At 55.6% G+C, this 17,207-nt stretch carries 19 protein-coding genes and 2 riboswitches; of the genes, 4 read left to right on the forward strand and 15 right to left on the reverse strand.

Annotated features, from left to right (window positions below; genetic code table 11):
• Positions 1–3: 3 nt before the first annotated feature.
• The 3 genes from ftsE to KQI10_RS02665 all read right to left on the reverse strand — a co-directional run bounded on the left by ftsE (position 4) and on the right by KQI10_RS02665 (position 2,998).
• Positions 4–672 (reverse strand): cell division ATP-binding protein FtsE, encoded by a 669-nt coding sequence (gene ftsE / locus KQI10_RS02655; protein WP_216565857.1) that lies wholly within the window; start codon positions 670–672, stop codon positions 4–6.
• A 315-nt stretch (positions 673–987) separates the two neighbouring features.
• Positions 988–2,076 (reverse strand): CdaR family transcriptional regulator, encoded by a 1,089-nt coding sequence (locus tag KQI10_RS02660; RefSeq protein ID WP_216565858.1) that lies wholly within the window; start codon positions 2,074–2,076, stop codon positions 988–990.
• Between the two features lie 223 nt (positions 2,077–2,299).
• Positions 2,300–2,998: a pseudouridine synthase gene (locus KQI10_RS02665; RefSeq protein WP_216565859.1), complete on the reverse strand. Its 699-nt coding sequence runs from the start codon at positions 2,996–2,998 to the stop codon at positions 2,300–2,302.
• Between the two features lie 73 nt (positions 2,999–3,071).
• Between KQI10_RS02665 and KQI10_RS02670 the strand changes: the two genes are divergently transcribed.
• Positions 3,072–3,590, forward strand: a complete 519-nt coding sequence (locus KQI10_RS02670; protein ID WP_216565860.1) for a DUF4830 domain-containing protein — start codon at positions 3,072–3,074, stop codon at positions 3,588–3,590.
• 70 nt (positions 3,591–3,660) lie between these two features.
• A riboswitch (FMN riboswitch) is annotated at positions 3,661–3,776 on the forward strand.
• A 67-nt stretch (positions 3,777–3,843) separates the two neighbouring features.
• Positions 3,844–4,587 carry an ECF transporter S component gene (locus tag KQI10_RS02675; protein ID WP_216565861.1) on the forward strand — a complete coding sequence of 248 codons (744 nt, stop codon included), beginning with the start codon at positions 3,844–3,846 and terminating at the stop codon, positions 4,585–4,587.
• 175 nt (positions 4,588–4,762) lie between these two features.
• On the opposite strand, the gene KQI10_RS02680 is transcribed toward KQI10_RS02675, so the two are convergent.
• From KQI10_RS02680 to KQI10_RS02720, 9 genes are all read right to left on the reverse strand, one after another.
• Entirely contained in the window at positions 4,763–5,983 is a 1,221-nt protein-coding gene (locus tag KQI10_RS02680; RefSeq protein WP_216565862.1) for a metallopeptidase TldD-related protein, read from the reverse strand.
• Positions 5,984–5,994: 11 nt separating this feature from the next.
• On the reverse strand, positions 5,995–7,332 hold the full coding sequence (locus KQI10_RS02685; protein WP_216565863.1) for a TldD/PmbA family protein: 1,338 nt from the start codon (positions 7,330–7,332) through the stop codon (positions 5,995–5,997).
• A gap of 17 nt (positions 7,333–7,349) precedes the next feature.
• Positions 7,350–8,228 (reverse strand): polyprenyl synthetase family protein, encoded by an 879-nt coding sequence (locus KQI10_RS02690; RefSeq protein ID WP_216565864.1) that lies wholly within the window; start codon positions 8,226–8,228, stop codon positions 7,350–7,352.
• Positions 8,215–8,448 (reverse strand): exodeoxyribonuclease VII small subunit, encoded by a 234-nt coding sequence (gene xseB, locus KQI10_RS02695; RefSeq protein ID WP_216565865.1) that lies wholly within the window; start codon positions 8,446–8,448, stop codon positions 8,215–8,217. Before xseB ends, KQI10_RS02690 begins: the two co-directional genes overlap by 14 nt.
• Positions 8,423–9,652: an exodeoxyribonuclease VII large subunit gene (gene xseA / locus KQI10_RS02700; protein ID WP_216565866.1), complete on the reverse strand. Its 1,230-nt coding sequence runs from the start codon at positions 9,650–9,652 to the stop codon at positions 8,423–8,425. Before xseA ends, xseB begins: the two co-directional genes overlap by 26 nt.
• Position 9,653: 1 nt before the next feature.
• Complete coding sequence (locus KQI10_RS02705; protein ID WP_216565867.1) at positions 9,654–10,577, reverse strand: DNA-binding protein; 924 nt, start codon at positions 10,575–10,577, stop codon at positions 9,654–9,656.
• Position 10,578: 1 nt separating this feature from the next.
• A complete protein-coding gene (gene nusB / locus KQI10_RS02710; protein ID WP_216565868.1) occupies positions 10,579–11,040 on the reverse strand; it encodes a transcription antitermination factor NusB in 462 nt (153 codons plus the stop codon).
• Positions 11,041–11,050: 10 nt separating this feature from the next.
• Positions 11,051–11,416: an Asp23/Gls24 family envelope stress response protein gene (locus tag KQI10_RS02715; RefSeq protein ID WP_216565869.1), complete on the reverse strand. Its 366-nt coding sequence runs from the start codon at positions 11,414–11,416 to the stop codon at positions 11,051–11,053.
• Positions 11,417–11,560: 144 nt separating this feature from the next.
• Positions 11,561–12,256 carry a ClpP family protease gene (locus tag KQI10_RS02720; RefSeq protein WP_216565870.1) on the reverse strand — a complete coding sequence of 232 codons (696 nt, stop codon included), beginning with the start codon at positions 12,254–12,256 and terminating at the stop codon, positions 11,561–11,563.
• Positions 12,257–12,357: 101 nt separating this feature from the next.
• On the opposite strand from KQI10_RS02720, the gene ybaK reads away from it, so the two are divergent.
• Both ybaK and KQI10_RS02730 read left to right on the forward strand, forming a co-directional pair.
• Complete coding sequence (ybaK, locus tag KQI10_RS02725) at positions 12,358–12,831, forward strand: Cys-tRNA(Pro) deacylase (protein ID WP_216565871.1); 474 nt, start codon at positions 12,358–12,360, stop codon at positions 12,829–12,831.
• A gap of 32 nt (positions 12,832–12,863) precedes the next feature.
• Complete coding sequence (locus KQI10_RS02730) at positions 12,864–13,118, forward strand: TIGR03905 family TSCPD domain-containing protein (RefSeq protein ID WP_216565872.1); 255 nt, start codon at positions 12,864–12,866, stop codon at positions 13,116–13,118.
• Positions 13,119–13,162: 44 nt separating this feature from the next.
• Here KQI10_RS02730 and KQI10_RS02735 read toward each other — a convergent pair whose 3' ends face one another.
• The 3 genes from KQI10_RS02735 to KQI10_RS02745 form a co-directional block, all read right to left on the reverse strand.
• Positions 13,163–14,629 carry a hypothetical protein gene (locus tag KQI10_RS02735; protein WP_216565873.1) on the reverse strand — a complete coding sequence of 489 codons (1,467 nt, stop codon included), beginning with the start codon at positions 14,627–14,629 and terminating at the stop codon, positions 13,163–13,165.
• A gap of 105 nt (positions 14,630–14,734) precedes the next feature.
• A complete protein-coding gene (locus KQI10_RS02740) occupies positions 14,735–16,228 on the reverse strand; it encodes a sodium:alanine symporter family protein (RefSeq protein WP_216565874.1) in 1,494 nt (497 codons plus the stop codon).
• A gap of 98 nt (positions 16,229–16,326) precedes the next feature.
• Positions 16,327–16,422, reverse strand: a riboswitch (glycine riboswitch).
• Between the two features lie 209 nt (positions 16,423–16,631).
• The gene (locus KQI10_RS02745) at positions 16,632–17,192 is read right to left on the reverse strand and encodes a flavin reductase family protein (protein WP_216565875.1); all 561 of its coding nucleotides are present in this window, start codon (positions 17,190–17,192) and stop codon (positions 16,632–16,634) included.
• Between the last annotated feature and the right edge of the window lie 15 nt (positions 17,193–17,207).

Here is a 17,207-nt window from a genome sequence, read left to right on the forward strand (position 1 = left end):
GACTTACCTCTCTCTTCCGTCGCTGACCACATAGCCGTCGTCAATGGCAATGACCCGCTTGGCAAACAGCTCCACCAGGTTCTTTTCGTGGGTAACGACCAGAACGGTGGTGCCCAGATTGTTGATCTCCTGCAGCAGGGCCATAATCTCGAAGGAACGGGCGGGGTCCAGGTTGCCGGTAGGCTCGTCAGCGATAATGGTAGAGGGGTTATTGACCAGCGCGCGGGCAATTGCCAGACGCTGCTGCTCACCGCCGGACATCTCGCCCGGATGCCGGTTTGCCTTATTTTCCAGCCCGACCAGCTCCAGCACATAGGGGACCCGGTCCCGGATCTCCCGCTCCCGGGCACCGATTACACGCATGGCAAATGCCACATTGTCATAAACGGTCATATTGGGGATCAGGCGGAAGTCCTGAAACACAACACCGACGGTACGGCGCAGCAGGGGAACCTCCCGCTTGCGGATCCGCTCCAGAGCATAGCCGTTGACCTTCACGGTTCCGGAGGTGGGCCGCAGCTCGCCGGTGATCAGCTTGATAATGGTGGATTTTCCGGACCCGGAGGGGCCGACCAGAAAGCAGAATTCGCCGTCATCGATCTGCATGGTCACGCCGTTCAGCGCTTTATTCCCCTGCTCATAGCATTTTACGACATCTGTAAATTCGATCATTTGCATTTATCTCCAGTTGAAATATCCGCATCCCCGAGGGCACCCTTTTCAGGACACGCCGCACCGGTCTGCGCACAATGTACACGAATTGTAACACAAAACAGCCGAAAAGTCAATGACGTGCCAGAAAAGCGGGTCGTATTCCGGATTTTTTAACAAAATATTCCGATTTCGGTCACAGTTTTTCCTGTTCAACCACAAGATGTTGTGGTTTTCCGAAGAGGCATACACAATCCTGTCTTTCCACATGGTATACATAAAAACAGCCATCCCAATGCGGGATGGCTGCAATATCCAATTTCAGGAGCAGGGAACTTATCGGGTCTCCCGGGAGGCCAGGTACTTACGAACCATCAAAGCGACCTTGAATACAATGGCATGGTCGAACTGCCGCAAATCCAGACCGGTGAGCTTCTTGATCTTCTCCAGACGGTACACCAGCGTATTCCGGTGGACGAACAGCTTCCGGGAGGTCTCGGATACGTTCAGGTTATTCTCAAAGAACTTGTTGATGGTGAACAGGGTCTCCTGGTCCAGACAGTCGATAGAACTCTTCTTGAAGATTTCGCTGAGGAAAATCTCGCACAGAGTGGTAGGCAGCTGATAGATCAGACGGCCGATGCCCAGATTTTCATAGCGCATGATGCTCTTCTCGGTATCAAAGACCTTTCCGACCTCAATAGCGGTCTGGGCCTCCTTGTAGGAATCCGCCAGCTCCCGCAGATGCTCGGAAACTGTGCCGATGCCAATGGATGTTTTGACCCGCAGCTCATTTTTCAGCGTATTCTCAATATTCTGCGCGATCTTCTCAAGCTCCTCGCTGGGCGTATTGACAGTGATCTGCTTGATGACAGCAACATCGCTTTCGTTGATGCTGAGGACAAAATCCTGCATCTTGTCCGGGAACATGCCGGACAGAACATCCACAGTCGCCACATCGCTGCGGCCCACCTGCCGAATCAGAAACACCGCCCGAGGGGCATCCGTGGCAAAGTGCAGTTCTTTCGCGCGGATGTAAATATCGCCGGGGAGAATATTGTCCATGATGATATTCTTCACAAAGGTGCCCCGGTCGTGCTTCTCTTCATAGAAGATTTTGGCATCATTCAGGGCAATGTAGGCCATGGAGCAGAAGCTCTTTGCCATTTCATCATCGCCGGAGCAGAACACGGCATATTCAAACAGGTTGGAGCTGCCGACAATGGCCTTGAAGCACTTCTGGGCAAAAACCGTAATGCCATCAACGCCACCACCGATCCGCAGCGCGGCGTCCGGCCAACGCTCTCCCAGCAAAGAGACATCGGTGCAGGACACAACGCAGCCCTCGGTATCGATCACACCGAAGGTTCTGTCGGAAATATCCTTTAATTGAACGATCACGCTTTGAAATACACTGTTGGACATGTGGAGCCCCTCCTTAGAATGTTGCATAAATACGCATTCCACAAAATTGCAGTCTTATTATACACAAGATTTGCACATATTGCAAGTACCTTTTGACATTTTATTGCAAATTCCCGCTCACTTTTTAGGTATTCTTCCCAGAGAGTTGTCAAATATGTAAAAAAGGGGGTCGTTTATTCCGGCAATTTGCCGATTTCTTTTCTATGGCCGTTTCCAGGCGTTTTCACGGTTCAATGCTCAAAAGCTCTTTTTCCGTCAGTTCCCGCACCTGGCCTCTGGGGAGGCCCGAAAGCGTCAGGTTCCCCTCCTGAATCCGTTCCAGATAGAGGACCGTCATGTTCCGGGAGGCCATCATCCGACGGACCTGGTGATACTTCCCTTCCCGCACCGTGACGCGGCTCTCCCCGGGGCCGATGGGCTCCAAAAGCGCCGGGAGGCACTCCGTTCCGTCCCGCAGCGTCAGCCCGGCGGCAAAGGACTGCACATCCTCCGGCGAGGCAGTCCCCTCATGGCGGGCGTAGTAGATTTTCGGTACTTCTTTTTTAGGGGAAATCAGCCGGTGCAGCAGATCGCCGTCATTGGTAAAGAGCAGCAGCCCTTCCGTCTGCTTGTCCAGACGGCCCACAGGCTTCAGGTCCCAATGCCGCATCTGCTCCGGCAGAAGTTCCATAACCGTCTTTTCCACGGAATCCTCAGTAGCCGTTACGAATCCGGCAGGCTTGTTCATAATGACGACCCGTCTCTGATATCCGCCCATAGGCGCGCCGTCCAGAAAAACAAGATTTTTCCCCGGTTCGATTTTTTTGCCAGGGTCCTTCTCCGGCTTCCCGTCCACGCTGACCCTTCCGGCCTTCAACAGCAGCTTGACCTGGCTTCTGGTACCCGCGCCGCTGTCACTCAGAAATTTATCCAAACGTTCCATGGAACTCCTCCGTTCTAATGTCCCTGCCGAAGCCATAGACTGCATTGAAAAACAGCTTTCGGGAGGGAATCTTATGGTTGTATTGACCGCAAAGGTCGATTTCAAAAAGATCATGCTGATACTGGGGGCCGCGGCAGCTCTGCTGCTGGTGGCGATCCTGTTCTTCGGCGGCAGCAAGCAGACCTTCGGGCAGCAGGACGCCTCCGGGAATGACCAGCGGGTGGCGTTTCTGAAGAGCTTCGGCTGGGATGTGGTCGGCTCCCCAAAAGAGTCCGGACAGGTGCAGATTCCAGCCCAGGGGAATGAGGTCTTCGACCGATACAACGCGCTGCAGAAATGCCAGAACTACGACCTCAGTAAATTCGCCGGAAAAAAGGTCATGCGCTATGTCTATGAGGTCAAGAATTACCCCGGGGCTACGGAGCCGGTATACGCGACGCTGCTGGTGCACAAAAATAAGGTCATCGGTGGGGACATAACCAATACCGCGCCAGGCGGTAAGGTTCAGGGCTTCCAGATGCCGAAGATTGCCCCGTCAGCGACCACCGTGCCGACGGAAACACCGACCGAGACTACCAAAACGGAATTCTGACAAAAGTATACCATAAAAAATGAGGCTTGACAAGAACGCATCCCTGTGCTATGCTTTCGCTAACTGAATACTGTGTCTTCAGGGCGGGGCGAAATTCCCCACCGGCGGTAAAGTCCGCGAACGCTTCGGCGCCGAATCGGTGTGATTCCGATACCGACAGTATAGTCTGGATGGAAGAAGATACGCAATTACTGCGTTTTTTCGCGCCCTGAGTGTATGCTCAGGGCGCATTTTTACGTTGAGGTGACAAAAAATGAACGAACTATTCTCTCAGATCCAGAAAAACGGAAGTTTTCTGCTGATCACCGCTGCCATTATCGTTGTGATCGGTCTGCTTGCCCGGCTGACGGAACGGAAATTTGACCATCTGCGCCATGTAAGTCCCGCCCGGCGAGTCAGCATTATCGGCATCTGCTCCGCCATTGCCGTTGTGCTGCACATTCTGGACTTTCCTCTGGTATTCCTGGCTCCGGAGTTCTACAAGCTGGACTTTTCCGAAGTGCCCGTTCTGCTGGGAGGCTTCTTTCTTGGACCCAGCGCCGCTGTGGCCATTGAAGGCATCAAGATCCTTCTGAAACTGCTGCTGAAGAGTACCTCCACCGCCTTTGTAGGCGACTTTGCCAATTTCTTCGTGGGCTGCTGCTTTGTACTGCCCGCAACCGTCTGGTATCATCTGCATAAGAACAAGACCGGCGCCATTGTCGGCCTGGTCATTGGTACCCTGACCATGACAGTCATCGGCAGCGTGTTCAATGCCTGGTATCTGCTGCCCAAATTTGCCCAGCTCTACGGCATTCCTTTGGAGGTCATCATCGGTATGGGTGCCAAGATTCACAGCGGCGTTTCCGGGGTCTATTCCTTCGCCGCCCTGTGCGTCGCTCCGCTGAATCTGCTGAAGGGCACGGTGGTTTCCCTGCTGACCATGCTGCTGTATAAGCGGGTGGCCAGACCTCTGTTCCGGATTCACGAATTACCTGCAGGCTCTGAGAATCCCTAAAGAATTCCATAATTTCCTTATTTTGAGACCAAAGGGACGATGCCTACATTGTCCCGAGGCCCGGTTTTCAGAAGGTCACGTTGGAACGTACCGCTCTGTTTCCGAAGCTTCGGGACGATGAGGGCATCGTCCCCTGCTGTTTTTGAGATCGATGCAAGATGTATCGCGTCGAATTTTATTTTGTCACCTGCAGCTTTGTGACCATCAAGCTGTCGGGGCAGCAGTTCGCCAGGGTGTTGGGAATTGCTCCCAGGTAGTTCTTGCCCAGGATATCGAAGAAGTCGCCGCTGATGTTCAGCTCCGGCAGACGGCCTACCAGCCTGCCGCCCTCCACAAGGTAAGCCATCTGGACAGGGGTCGCAAAATGGCCGCTGGGGGTATAGTCGCCGCCGCTGGCGGACATGACATAGACAGCCTTTCCGGGAACGATCCTGCGGATATCATCGGCGGTCCGGGCCACATACAGGCCCTGCATAGTCAGGGTCGGCACACCGTCATAGGCAGACCCCGCATGGCCGGAGACCGGCAGGCCAAATTTCGCGGCGGAGTTTTTCGTCGTCAGCACAGCTTTCAGCGTCCCGTTCTGTATGAGAAGGCTCCGGTCCTCCGGACTCACCGTGCCTTCATCGTCAAAGAAAAAGCTGCCAGGGTTTGTGGCGGAATTCCGGTCGTCTCCGAAGCTCAGCTTTTCGGAGAAGCATTCCTCCCCCAGCTTTCCGCCGAGCAGAGACGCGCCGGAAACATATATTTCGCCCACGAAATGGCTGATGGCCTGACCCAGCAGCTCGCCCGCGGAGATAATCACGGGCCACTCCCCTTCTTCCAGCTCCGCCGGGGTGTTGTAAGCATCGTACACCGTCTTGCAGCCAGCAACGACCTTCTCCGGATCGAAGGTCCTGCCGCTGTACTGATAGAACGCGTCCATCAGATTGCCGGAGCCTCTGCTCTGGAACAGCAGGCTGATAGCCAGCGAGCTGCCGCTGCTCTTCAGGTTCCGTCCGTTGGAATTCCGGTATTCGCCGGATTCCCAAGTCAGACAGATCTTGTTGCTGACAGCAAAGCCGGGGCATTCCTTCCCGATCTCATCCAGCATGGCCTGCATGGTGGGGATCAGCTCCTTTTCGGGGACGATCTCCGCGCTGTTGTCCCGGGTTCGCTCCAGAGCGCCGTCCAGAGCGCTGACATAGGGAATGCCAAGCTCCAGGGCCTTTTCCGCCTGGGCGGTGAGCTTTTCCTCGTCCGGCTCACCCAGACAGCCCGCCACGCCGATCTTGCCGTTGGCATAGACCCGGACGGTGCCGGTGGTCTGCTCTTTTTCCCGGTAGCTGTCGATCTTGCCGCCGGTGATGTTCAGGGTCACGGAACGACTGCTGTTCTTCAAAAATTCCTTATCCATCTTTTCCCACCTCACTGCACGTTCATTTCGGATACCCGGACGCAGGGGCCGCCGAAGCCAACAGGAAGGCCCATCTGCTCCATCTTGCCGCAGCCGCCGGCCACAAAGGACAGCAGCGTCAGCTCATTGGACAATCCATCAATCAGGCCGAGGGTCTCAAAGACGCTGCCTGTAATGACGCTGATCTGGATGGGCTTGCCCAGATGGCCGTTTTCGATCTCATAGGCCAGACGCGGGGCGATGGTGAAGGTGCTCATACCGCTGCCGTGGGAGATGGTCTTGATGTAGTAGCCCTTCTGGATGGGGGCAATCAGCTGCTCGAAGGTCTGGTCGCCCGGCTCAATATAGGTGGTGGTCATACGGACGATGGGCTCAAAGGTGCAGTCAATGGCCCGAGCGTTGCCGGTGAGCCCCTCTTCCAGCGCCGCGGCGGTCTGGCCGCTGTGGAGCCGCCCTGCCAGAATGCCGTTTTGAATCAGGTAATTCTTTCTGGCCTTGGTACCCTCGTCGTCGTAGGGCACATAACCGCTGCCGGGGTACTCGCCGCACTCTGCAATGGACAAAATGGGAGAGCCCACCTGTTTGCCGATCTGCCATTCCTGGCGCATGGATTCATCGGAAAGCATGAAATCGGACTCGGACTTATGGCCGAAGGACTCATGGGCAAATACGCCCGCCGCCTCGGGGGACAGCACCACCGGGTACTTTCCGGGCACCACCGGCACGGACTCCCGCATGAACGCCGCCTGCTCCCGCATGGAGGCCCGGATCTCGTCCGTCAGGCCCTTCAGCTCCTCAAACCGGGTGCAGCCCCGCTGCCAGGCGGCGGAGAACTTCTTCTCCCCCTCCGCCATGCTGCACCGCAGAGACAGACCGCAGGTCTGATAATCGTATGTAATATCCGCGCCCAGGGAGGACCGGAAGGTAAACACACTGTTCCGGTCCAGATAGATGCCAATCGGCATGGCGCAGGCGCTGTCCTCGCTCAGCAGGGGCAGATAGCTCCGCAAAAGGGCCTGCTTTTCCTCCACGGGGATATTCCGCACAGAGTGGTCCTCAAAAATAAACTTTCTGTCCCTGTTTCGCTCCAGCTTGGAGACGATGGGATCTTTTTCGATGTCGGGGTTGGGAGACGCCGCGTCATAGAGCCGGTCCAGAGTCTTTTGAACATGGGCCACATCTGTGACGGAGGCGTAGTACCACATCTTTCCATCGTATACCCGCAGGAACGCCCGAACCTCCACAGGGGTCTTGAATTCCTGCAGATTGCCGTCCTGGTACTGGATCACCGTCCGGCTGCGGTCCTCGATCCGGACATCCGCATAGTAGTTTTCCCGAAATTTGACCATTTGGTTTTTCTCCTTCTTTAGCTGCGCCGCCGGGTCAGGCTCAGGGCCAGCCCACGCATATAGCCGCTATCCTCAAAGGCATCCAGTCGTTCGATTGCCAGGTTCGTATATTTCTCTACCCGCTTTTCGCATTCGTCAACGCCGTACAGCCGTACAAAGGTATTCTTATCACTGTCCATGCCCACGGCCTTGCCAAGCTCCTTGGCGTCGCCGATCACATCCAGAATATCGTCCCGGATCTGGAAAGCAAGCCCCAGAAGCCCCGCAAACTCAGCGGCGGCCTGACGCTGTTTCTCGCTGCCGCCTCCGGCGATAACGCCCAAAACGCAGGCAGCATTGATCAGCGCCCCGGTCTTCCTGCTCTGGATATCCAGAACCTCCTGCTCGGTACACTGCCGCTGCTCGCTAAGAATATCCAGCACCTGCCCGCCGATCATACCGAGGGAACCGGCGCATTCGCTGAGTACACCAATGGCCAGGGCCATATCGGCAGGATCAGGGAGTTCCGCCCGGGCAGCCATGGCAAAGGCATCCGTCAGCAGGGCGTCTCCTGCCAGAACGGCGATTCCCTCGCCGTAGACCTTGTGGTTGGTCAGCATGCCCCGGCGGTAATCGTCGTTGTCCATACAGGGCAGATCATCATGGATCAGGCTGTAGGTATGGACCATCTCCATAGCCGCCGCAAAGGGCATGGCCTTTTCATAGGGTCTGCCGCACATCCGGCAGAAATCCAGAGTGAAAATGGGCCGCAGCCGCTTCCCTCCGGCCAGAAGGCTGTAGTTCGCGGCCTCAAAGATCAGTTTCTGAGGTTCTTCCAGAAAGGGAGCGTAAACTTCTTTCAGGTATGCCTCGATCTTCTCCCGGTATAGCCCGGTGCGCTCCTCAAGGCTGTTCATCGAAAGGCTCCTCCGCAGGCTCGCCGTCCGGTCCGGCGGTGATCTTACTGACCTGGAGTTTGGCGTCCTCCAGGAGCTTGCCGCACGCGCGCACCAGCTCGGTGCCCTCCTGGAAGAGCTTCAGGGATTCCTCCAGCGCCACATCCCCCCGCTCCATGGCCCGGACGATCTGCTCTAAGCGAAGCATATTCTGTTCAAACGTCTGATTCTGCTGATTCATGTTCCGTCTCCTTTGTATTCAAAACCGAAGCGGTTATTGTACCGTCGCTGATATTGACAAGAATACTGTCCCCCGGGTTCACCTGATGGATGGACCTGAGCAGTTCTCCGTTTCCTGTCTGAGCCATGGCATAGCCTCGGCTCAGGACCTTCAGGGGACTCATGGCGTCCAGCTTGGCAACACAGCTTACAAACCGGGCATTGCTGGCCGAGATCATCCGCTCCTGAGCGGAGATCATCCTGTTTTTCAGAAGCCGCAAATCTTTCTCTTTTCGTTCTAGGTAAGCCGTGGGGCCGCGCAAAGCAGGGCTTGCCGCCAAGGCGTCCAGCCGCTGCGCGGCCAGCTTCAGCTGCCGGCTCAGAGCTGCCGCCATTGCGCCGTTCAGCGCGTCCAGATTTTGCAGCAGAGCTTCCTGATCCGGCACTGCCAGCTCCGCGCCATTGGAGGGTGTCGCTGCCCGCAGATCCGCCACGTAGTCCGCAATGGTCACATCCGGTTCGTGTCCAACAGCGGAAATAATGGGGATTTCCGACTCATAGATGGCGTAGGCCACCCGTTCATCATTAAAAGCCCAGAGGTCCTCCAGCGAACCGCCGCCCCGGCCCACAATCAGCTGATCCGCCAGACGGTGCGCGTTGGCATAGCGGATGGCAGCCGCAATCTCGTCAGGAGCCTCCGCACCCTGAACCCGGACCGGCAAGAGCTTTACCTGCGCCAGCGGATAGCGCTTACGCAAAATGCGCAGAATATCATGAACCGCCGCCCCGGCAGAGCTGGTGACCACGCCGATGGTTCCCGGATATTTCGGCAGCTTCTTTTTCTTTTCGGGGTCAAACAGGCCCTTGGACGCCAGCTTCGCCTTCAGCTGCTCAAAGGCCGCGTACAGGTCCCCTACACCGTCCACGCTCATAGCCGAACAATAGAGTTGGTAAGCGCCGTCTCTTGGATATACGGAGATCCGTCCCAGGGCAATGACCTTCATGCCGTTGGCCGGCCGGAAGCGCAGGCCAATGGCGTTTCCTTTGAACATGACGCATTTCAAGGCCGATGCTTCGTCCTTCAGGGTAAAGTAATGGTGTCCGGATGGGTAGCATTTATAGTTGCTGATTTCTCCCCGGACAGCCACCTGCGCAAGCATAGGGTCCGCGTTCATCTTCCCCTGAATGTATTCATTGATTTGGGTAATGGAGAGTATCTGGGGCATATCACACCTCCGTCAGCCGCCTGGCAAGCACCGCCACGCCCATGGCATTGTCTGTAGAATACTGGGGCTGGGCAAATATGGGATTCAACGGTGCCATCCACTGCCGCAGCATGGAATTGGACGCCACGCCGCCGGAAAACAGCACCGGCAGCCCGGGATATGCTTTCAGTGCCTGTTCCGTGGCCTGGTATACCGCCCCGGCAACACAGCGCAGGGCAAAGGCCGCCGTATCCGCGGGACTGTTCCCCTGCTCAAAATACTGGGTCACCTTGTTCTGCATCCCGGAGAGGGAAAAGCTGCTGTTTTCGCACTTGACCCGGAATTTGTCCTTTTTCTCCGCCTCCCCGCTCAGGGCATCCAGATGCTTGCCCGACGGGAACGGGAGACCCAGAAGCTGACCCGTCCGGTCAATCAGCTGACCGGCGGAAATATCCGTCGTGCCGCCGATTTTCGTGCATTTCACATTCCTGCCCTCCGGCTCTGCCAGCAGAAGCTCTGTGGTTCCGCCAGAGAGATGCCAGGACAGAAAGGGAGCGTCCAGTAGCTCCAGCCGTCCCGCGCTCCACAGAGCCGCCGCGATATGTCCCTGCTGGTGGGAAACCTCCACCAGGGGCACATGGAATGCTTCGCTTAAAAGCTTTGCGTGAGAGTACCCTACCAAAAAGCAGGGCATATAGCTGCCCTCCACTGCCCTGGGACGGGTGCTGACGCCTACCGCCGTGATCGTATCCCCCTGAATATGGGAAAACAGCCTGCCGGACAGCTCCGGCAGGCTTTTAATGTGTGCGAAAACGGCATCGGATTGGCGCAGTCCCAGCTCTCCCTGTTTCACAGGCAAGAGCTTTCCGCAATTCTCCCCCCAGTCGCCATTCAAAAAGGCAATGGAGGTGGTGTAATTGCTGGTATCAATACCAATCACGCCCATGTCAGTTTTCCTCTTTGTTCCCGGTCAGACTCCGGGCAAACGCACCCAGAATACCGTTGGTGAACGCGCCGGTGTCGTCACCGTCGTAGAGCTTCGCCAGACGGACCGCCTCGGAAATGGCGACGCCGGTGGGCACATCGTCTACGTACAGAATTTCATAAATGGCCAGCTCCATAACACACCGGGTCAGCCGGGAAATACGGCTGATATCCCAACCGATGGAGAAGCGCTTGATAACCTCGTTCAGCTCGTCGCTGCGGTTGGCAACGCCGGACACCACGGAATCGATATACCGCAGCTGAGAATTGCTGGGACGGTCCGTATAGACGGCATTCTCCTGAGAAAGAGAGGGATAGTATTCCTTATTCAGACGGGTGGCGACCACCTGCTCCGGCTCCTCGCCCGTAAACTCCCGGGCATAAATCAAATGAACGGCCAGTTCTCTCGCATCTGCTCTTGTCATTCCAAACCTCTTACTTTCGGGAAATGCCGCTGACATTCACATTCACCGCGGTCACCTTGACGCCGGTCGTGGATTCCACAGCGGAGGCAACAGCGGTCTGCACATTGCCGGCTACGTCTACAACACTGTAGCCGTAATGGATCAGGATATCCATGTCAATGGTTACGGAATTATCCTCGGCAATTTGGATCTTCAGACCCCGGCCCCAGTTCTTGCCGATCAGGTCCGCGACCTCGTTGCCGGGCTTGGCATAGATTCCGGCGGCGCCCTCCACCTCGGAAACCGCATGCTCCGCGATAACCGACACAACATCTTCAGAAATTAAAACACGCCCATTCTCTTCAGTCTGGGTGATGTACTGCCTATATTCAGCCATAAAAATAACCTCCTAAATCACTGCATTGCTTGCTGCTTTCCACAGTTTTGATTATTGTATCACAAATCCAGAAAAATACAATGTTTTTTTCTCTGTTTCCGCAAATGTGGAAACACCCGGCGGTTCATTCCCGCCGGGCATTCATTATGATTTCTTTTCCGCTTTGCGCTTATCAATCATTTTATGCAGACAGGTCAGCGCATCGTTCAGGCCGCCCAGGCGGTCGATAAGGCCGGAGGCCACCGCTTCCTTGCCGTAGAGAATGGTGCCTACATCCGTGGCCATCTCCCCCGTTGCCATCATATACTTTTCGAATTCCCTCTTGGATATCCGGGAGTTGGCTGTAACGAATTCCGCGATCTGTTCCTGGATACGCTGGAAGTACCGGAAGGTCTGGGGCGCTCCCACCACCAGCCCGGTCATGCGGACAGGATGCACGGTCATGCTGGCCGTAGGGGTAATGAAGGAACGCTTTGTGCACACCGCCAGAGGGATGCCGATGGAGTGCCCGCCCCCCAGCACCAGAGACACTGTAGGCTTTCGCATCCCCGCAATCATTTCCGCTATGGCAAGCCCTGCCTCAATGTCGCCGCCCACCGTATTGAGCAAAAGGAGCAAGCCGTCCACATCGTCGCTCTCCTCGATTCCCGCAAGCAGGGGCAGGATATGCTCGTATTTCGTGGTTTTCACCGTCTCCGGGGCCACCTGGTGGCCCTCAATCTGGCCAATAATGGTCAGCGTGTAAATATTGCCCTTTTCCGAACGGGTCATGTCGGAACCCAACTCCACAATCTGGTTCCGCTCCTCTTTTTTGATATCCGCGTTTTTCTCCGTTTCCATGTTCGTCCTCCTTTTTTACATAGGATATCCCAAAAGCGGAGATTCAATTCCCTATTGCAAAAAGGAGGAAAGGCGGCTATAATAGGGGGCGGTGATTCAGAATGTCTGCAAAAACAAATGCTATCCGCCTTGTGGAAAAGGCCGGCATTCCTTACGAGGAAAAATTTTACGAATATGATGAAAGTGACCTCAGCGGCATCCACGCGGCCCAGGTTCTGGGCATGCCGGAGGAACAGGTCTTCAAAACTCTGGTGGCCCGGGGCGAGCGAACCGGCATCAATGTGTTTTGCATCCCCGTGTGCTGCGAACTGGACCTGAAAAAAGCCGCCAAGGCGGCCGGAGACAAAAACATGGAGCTGATCCATGTAAAGGAACTGCTGGGGCTGACTGGCTATATCCGGGGCGGCTGCAGCCCTGTGGGGATGAAAAAGAAATACCCCACCTATATCGACGAACTCTGTCAGCTGTCGGACACCATTGCCCTGTCCGCCGGAGAGCGGGGCCATCAGATGATCGTTCCCCCGCTGCCCATTGCGGCACTGCTGGACGCCAAACTGGCAGACCTTACCAAATAAGAAATTCAAAGATCAGAAAGGAAAAACGCATTATGCATTACGAGTACACCACCAAGGGCACCTGCTCCCGGACCATTTTCTTTGACCTGGAAGACGGAAAAATTCACAATGTGCAGTTCATCGGCGGCTGCAACGGCAACCTGAAGGGCATCGGCGCCCTGGTAGAAGGCATGAAGGCCGAGGATGTGATTGACCGGGTAGCCGGCATCCAGTGCGGTATGAAGAGCACCTCCTGCCCCGATCAGCTGGCCACCGCCCTGAAGCAGGCGCTGGCAGAAGCAAAGTAAATTTTGACAGCATTACAGGGACGACCGATGGCCGTCCCTGTTTTTTACTGTTCTTTTTTCTTCCGTTTCTTCGCGTGCTGGGGTTTATAGGCCAGCATCCGCCAGATCAAAGCCACAAGGATTACGGCAATCAGTGCCAATATCCACAGTAGGTGAAAAGATGGCCTCTTGCCGGAGGGCACTTTCTCCGGCAGAACCGTCTCCGGAACGGTTTCCGGTTCCGTTACAGGGATGGTCTCAGGCTCCGTGACGGCCTCCGTGGCCGCGGTTGTCTCCGGCCGGGTCTCCGGTTCTGTCTCCGGCACAGTTTCAGGTTCCGGCTCCGTCAGTACCGGGTCGATCCGGGTCTCCTCTGCCCCGCACACGTCGCATTTTCCGACGCTTTCCCCGGTCTCCTCCCGGGTGGCAGGCTTGATCACCTTCCACTCGGAAATGCTGTGGGAGGTGTGCAGCTGATAATCCGAAAGGAAAGTATATCCGCAGCCCTTGCAGGTGTATTTTGTGTAGCCAAAATGCGTGCAGTCCGCCGGGACCACTGTCTTCTCATAGTCCGGCTTCTCGCAGGTTTCCGGCCGCAGTTCTCTGGAGTAGTCTCTGGTTTCGTTCCTTTCCACAAAGGCGTCGTTGTCGGTGATACGGTAGTTAAAGTTGACATTCGTCTTCAGATCGCCATAGACCTTTCCGCAATAGCCGTGGTATCTGTCGCTGTGTTCAAAAAAACTCACTTTTCCGGAAACAGTATTGTCCGTGATCAGTCCGCTGCGTCCCATGGCAATGGGGTACTGCATCAGCATCCCCACTACGCCGCCGCTGTGAACATAGCCATGCTCGGAAATATAGCCATCCAGCTTGATATCACAATTCTCAACGGTCATAAAGCCCGCGGCATAGGCGCCGCCCATAAATTGGAAATCCATAGTAGAGTCGTCTGTATCTACGCAGATCAGGGTCACATCGGTTTTGCACCCTACGATATCGCCTACGCCATAGCCCGCCAGGCCCCCAAGCCCATACATACTGTTATAAGCCCGCAGTTCCAGCCGCCCGGTAACGGAGCAATCCGTAATGGTGCTGTCCATGCTGTAGCCCGCAATGGGGCCCGCCAGACAGGGCTGGGCTGACTGGATCACACCATGAACATTCAGCAGGTTCAGATTTTTAACTTCCGCATTCGTAAGCGCCGAAAAAAGGCCGCAGAAAACAGCGTCAAACGTCTGCTGGGTACCGTCCACCACCGTGAACATTTCCGCCCCCGGTTCGGAAAGCTCCAGATTCAGAATGCTGTGTCCCTGACCGTCAAAGTGGCCGGAAAAAGCAAACGGAGTCCAGGTCTGCCCCTTCATATCCAGATCTTCCATCAGGATATAGCTCTCGGTTGGGGCTTCCTTGACCGCGTACAAATCCTCTACAGTATAAATTTCCCGAACATTCCGTGCTTCCTCCGTTTCGTCCGCCCAGACGGGGACCGTCAGAAGCAGCAGCGTCAGCATGAATGCAATTACCTTTCGCATGGTCTTTCCTCGCTTTTTGTCGGGACGCCGACTTTTTCCATATCATATCAAATTTCGATGCCATACGCAACTAAAAAAACAGGGCCCGCAGGCCCTGTTCCGAATTTACGGGTTGACTGTTTTCTCCTGCTCTTTCTGCACTTCCGGAAAAGCGGAGTACATAGGTTCAATGTCTCTGCCGTGAAGGCGGCGGTCTATGTAATTTCGGGTAATTTTCCGAACCATACCGCTGAGCGCTACCACGCCAATCAGGTTGGGAATGGCCATAAGACCGTTAAAGGTATCGCTGAGGTCCCAGGCCAGGTCCAGCTGCATGGTCGCGCCCACAATAACAAAGAGTACAAAGAAAACCTTGTAGCCCATGGCTGCTCTGGTGCCGAAAAGATACTCAAACGCTTTGGTTCCGTAGTGGCTCCAGCCGAGGACCGTAGAGAAAGCGAAAAGCAGAATTGCAATGGCAATAAAGGCACTGCCGAAGCTTCCGAAATGCAGACTGAACGCCTCAGCCACCATGGCGGTCTTTTCCATGGAAGTCAGCACAGCACCGGTATTCAGGTCCACCAATCCGCTGGTGAGCACCACCAGTGCCGTCAGGGTGCAGACCACAAGGGTATCGGCAAAGACCTCAAAAATGCCCCACATTCCCTGCGCCACAGGTTCCTTTACATTGGAACTGGAATGGACCATAACGCTGGAGCCCAGGCCCGCCTCATTGGAGAAGACGCCCCGCTTCATGCCCCAGGTCACCGCCGCCTTCACACCGCTGCCGACGATGCCGCCCCCAACTGCCTTCACAGCAAAGGCGCCCTTGAAGATAGAGGCAAACGCCGGAAGGATGCTTTGATAGTTCCAGACAACGCTGACCAGCGCCCCAAGCACATACAGCAGTGCCATGACCGGCACGAGCTTTTCCGTAACCGCCGCAATCCGTTTCAGGCCGCCGACCACCACCAGCGCAGCAACGACCATCAGGAAAATGCCTGCGACCCAGTTGGGAATGGAAAAAACCGCCCGCATGTTGGTGGCGATGGAATTGATCTGTCCCATATTGCCGATGCCAAAGCTCGCAAAAATGCAGAACACGCTGAACAGCAGTGCCAGGATCTTACCCACCTGCCTGCAGCCCTTGAAACTGCCAAGGCCATCCCGCAGGTAGTACATGGCCCCACCGGACCATTCCCCTGCCGTGTTCTTCCGGCGGTAATAGATTCCCAGTACGTTTTCGGAATAGTTGGTCATCATACCGAAAATCGCAACAATCCACATCCAGAAAATTGACCCGGGGCCGCCTGCCGCAATGGCCGCGGCAACACCCGCGATATTGCCGGTACCGATGGTCGCCGCCAGAGCTGTACAAAGGCTCTGAAACTGGCTGATGGAACGGTCCTCCTTGCCGGTGTGGGCAGTAACATGCTTGTTCTTAAAAATGGCACCGACGGTATTGTCCATCCAGCATTTGAAGTAAATCAGCTGAAAGCCCTTCGTCAGCACCGTCATCAAAATGCCGGTACCCACCAGCAGCACCAGCATGGGCAGGCCCCAAACAAAGTCATTCACTTTCCCGTTGACCGTGGCTATAAGATCCCGCAGTCCGTTCATAAACAATCCTCCCTTTTCTATGAAAAACAGGAATACCCGCATGGGGTACTCCTGTCAAAAAAGTTCAGATACGCCGCAGTCAATACGCCACTGCGGAATCAAAATACTCTGTCCTTTTGCCTGAGAGATTCGGTGAGAAACACCCCTTGCACCTTCGGCCTCTGAAAAATTCAGATGTCTCCAGAGTGCGATCCACCGGCGGTCCTGCCGCGCAAACGCGGCACCTGAGAGTGTTACTCCTTCGGTCGGGCAAACGCCCTGTTTTCCGTCAGCTTCCTATCGCACAATATTCAGTTTTCGTTGGGGTAACTATAGCATACCCCTGCCGAAAATGCGTTTTCGGCAGGGGTTTTGTATACTCGCCCAGTTTCGGCAGGATTTTTACTTCCCGCCTTGTAAAAAATCACTTCAGCTGCATGCCGTCCCGAAAAGCGTGACCGGCGATTTCGCCCAGCTTGCGGTAGGTATTGTGTACAGGGTCAAAGACGATCGGCTCCAGCTTCTCAGGATCGATCTTGCCGGTTTCATCCAGCACAGCTTCATCAGCACAGACATTGACGATCCGGCCCACCATCCGGCCGGTGCCGGGGTCATAGCGCACCAGCTCACACTCCAGCGCCATGGGCAGCTCCCGAATCAGAGGCGCGTCCACCTGGCTGGCCTTTTCGGCATGGAAGCCCGCCCGCTGGAACTTGTCCGGCACCTGATTGGCACTTACAATACCCACAAAGTCGCAGGCCGCCGCCTGCGCGGCTGTCGCCATGCTGATGGTAAACGCTTTTCTCGTCAGAATATTCTTTACGGTTTTGTGGCCGGCACTAAGGCAGATAGAAATCTCTTCGCTGTCGCTGATGCCGCCCCAGGCGGCGTTCATTGCGTCCGGGGTGCCGTTCTCGTCATAGGCGGCGATGATAAATACAGGCTGGGGATAGGTCCATGCCTTTGCTCCGAAATTCTTACGCATGCATATTCCTCCTTG

The organism is Pseudoflavonifractor sp. MSJ-30, from assembly GCF_018918045.1.
Lineage (GTDB): Bacteria > Bacillota > Clostridia > Oscillospirales > Oscillospiraceae > Faecousia.

Bases quoted from the DNA above. Each gene is read 5' to 3' on its own strand.
- KQI10_RS02730 (WP_216565872.1), top strand. From the start codon at position 12,864: ATGCATTACGAGTACACCACCAAGGGCACCTGCTCCCGGACCATTTTC.
- KQI10_RS02660 (WP_216565858.1), bottom strand. From the start codon at position 2,076: ATGTCCAACAGTGTATTTCAAAGCGTGATCGTTCAATTAAAGGATATT.
- xseA (WP_216565866.1), bottom strand. From the start codon at position 9,652: ATGCCCCAGATACTCTCCATTACCCAAATCAATGAATACATTCAGGGG.
- ybaK (WP_216565871.1), top strand. From the start codon at position 12,358: ATGTCTGCAAAAACAAATGCTATCCGCCTTGTGGAAAAGGCCGGCATT.
- KQI10_RS02690 (WP_216565864.1), bottom strand. From the start codon at position 8,228: ATGAACAGCCTTGAGGAGCGCACCGGGCTATACCGGGAGAAGATCGAG.
- KQI10_RS02735 (WP_216565873.1), bottom strand. From the start codon at position 14,629: ATGCGAAAGGTAATTGCATTCATGCTGACGCTGCTGCTTCTGACGGTC.
- KQI10_RS02715 (WP_216565869.1), bottom strand. From the start codon at position 11,416: ATGGCTGAATATAGGCAGTACATCACCCAGACTGAAGAGAATGGGCGT.
- KQI10_RS02675 (WP_216565861.1), top strand. From the start codon at position 3,844: ATGAACGAACTATTCTCTCAGATCCAGAAAAACGGAAGTTTTCTGCTG.
- KQI10_RS02745 (WP_216565875.1), bottom strand. From the start codon at position 17,192: ATGCGTAAGAATTTCGGAGCAAAGGCATGGACCTATCCCCAGCCTGTA.
- KQI10_RS02665 (WP_216565859.1), bottom strand. From the start codon at position 2,998: ATGGAACGTTTGGATAAATTTCTGAGTGACAGCGGCGCGGGTACCAGA.
- ftsE (WP_216565857.1), bottom strand. From the start codon at position 672: ATGATCGAATTTACAGATGTCGTAAAATGCTATGAGCAGGGGAATAAA.
- KQI10_RS02705 (WP_216565867.1), bottom strand. From the start codon at position 10,577: ATGGGCGTGATTGGTATTGATACCAGCAATTACACCACCTCCATTGCC.
- KQI10_RS02680 (WP_216565862.1), bottom strand. From the start codon at position 5,983: ATGGATAAGGAATTTTTGAAGAACAGCAGTCGTTCCGTGACCCTGAAC.
- KQI10_RS02685 (WP_216565863.1), bottom strand. From the start codon at position 7,332: ATGGTCAAATTTCGGGAAAACTACTATGCGGATGTCCGGATCGAGGAC.
- KQI10_RS02740 (WP_216565874.1), bottom strand. From the start codon at position 16,228: ATGAACGGACTGCGGGATCTTATAGCCACGGTCAACGGGAAAGTGAAT.
- KQI10_RS02670 (WP_216565860.1), top strand. From the start codon at position 3,072: ATGGTTGTATTGACCGCAAAGGTCGATTTCAAAAAGATCATGCTGATA.
- KQI10_RS02720 (WP_216565870.1), bottom strand. From the start codon at position 12,256: ATGGAAACGGAGAAAAACGCGGATATCAAAAAAGAGGAGCGGAACCAG.
- xseB (WP_216565865.1), bottom strand. From the start codon at position 8,448: ATGAATCAGCAGAATCAGACGTTTGAACAGAATATGCTTCGCTTAGAG.
- nusB (WP_216565868.1), bottom strand. From the start codon at position 11,040: ATGACAAGAGCAGATGCGAGAGAACTGGCCGTTCATTTGATTTATGCC.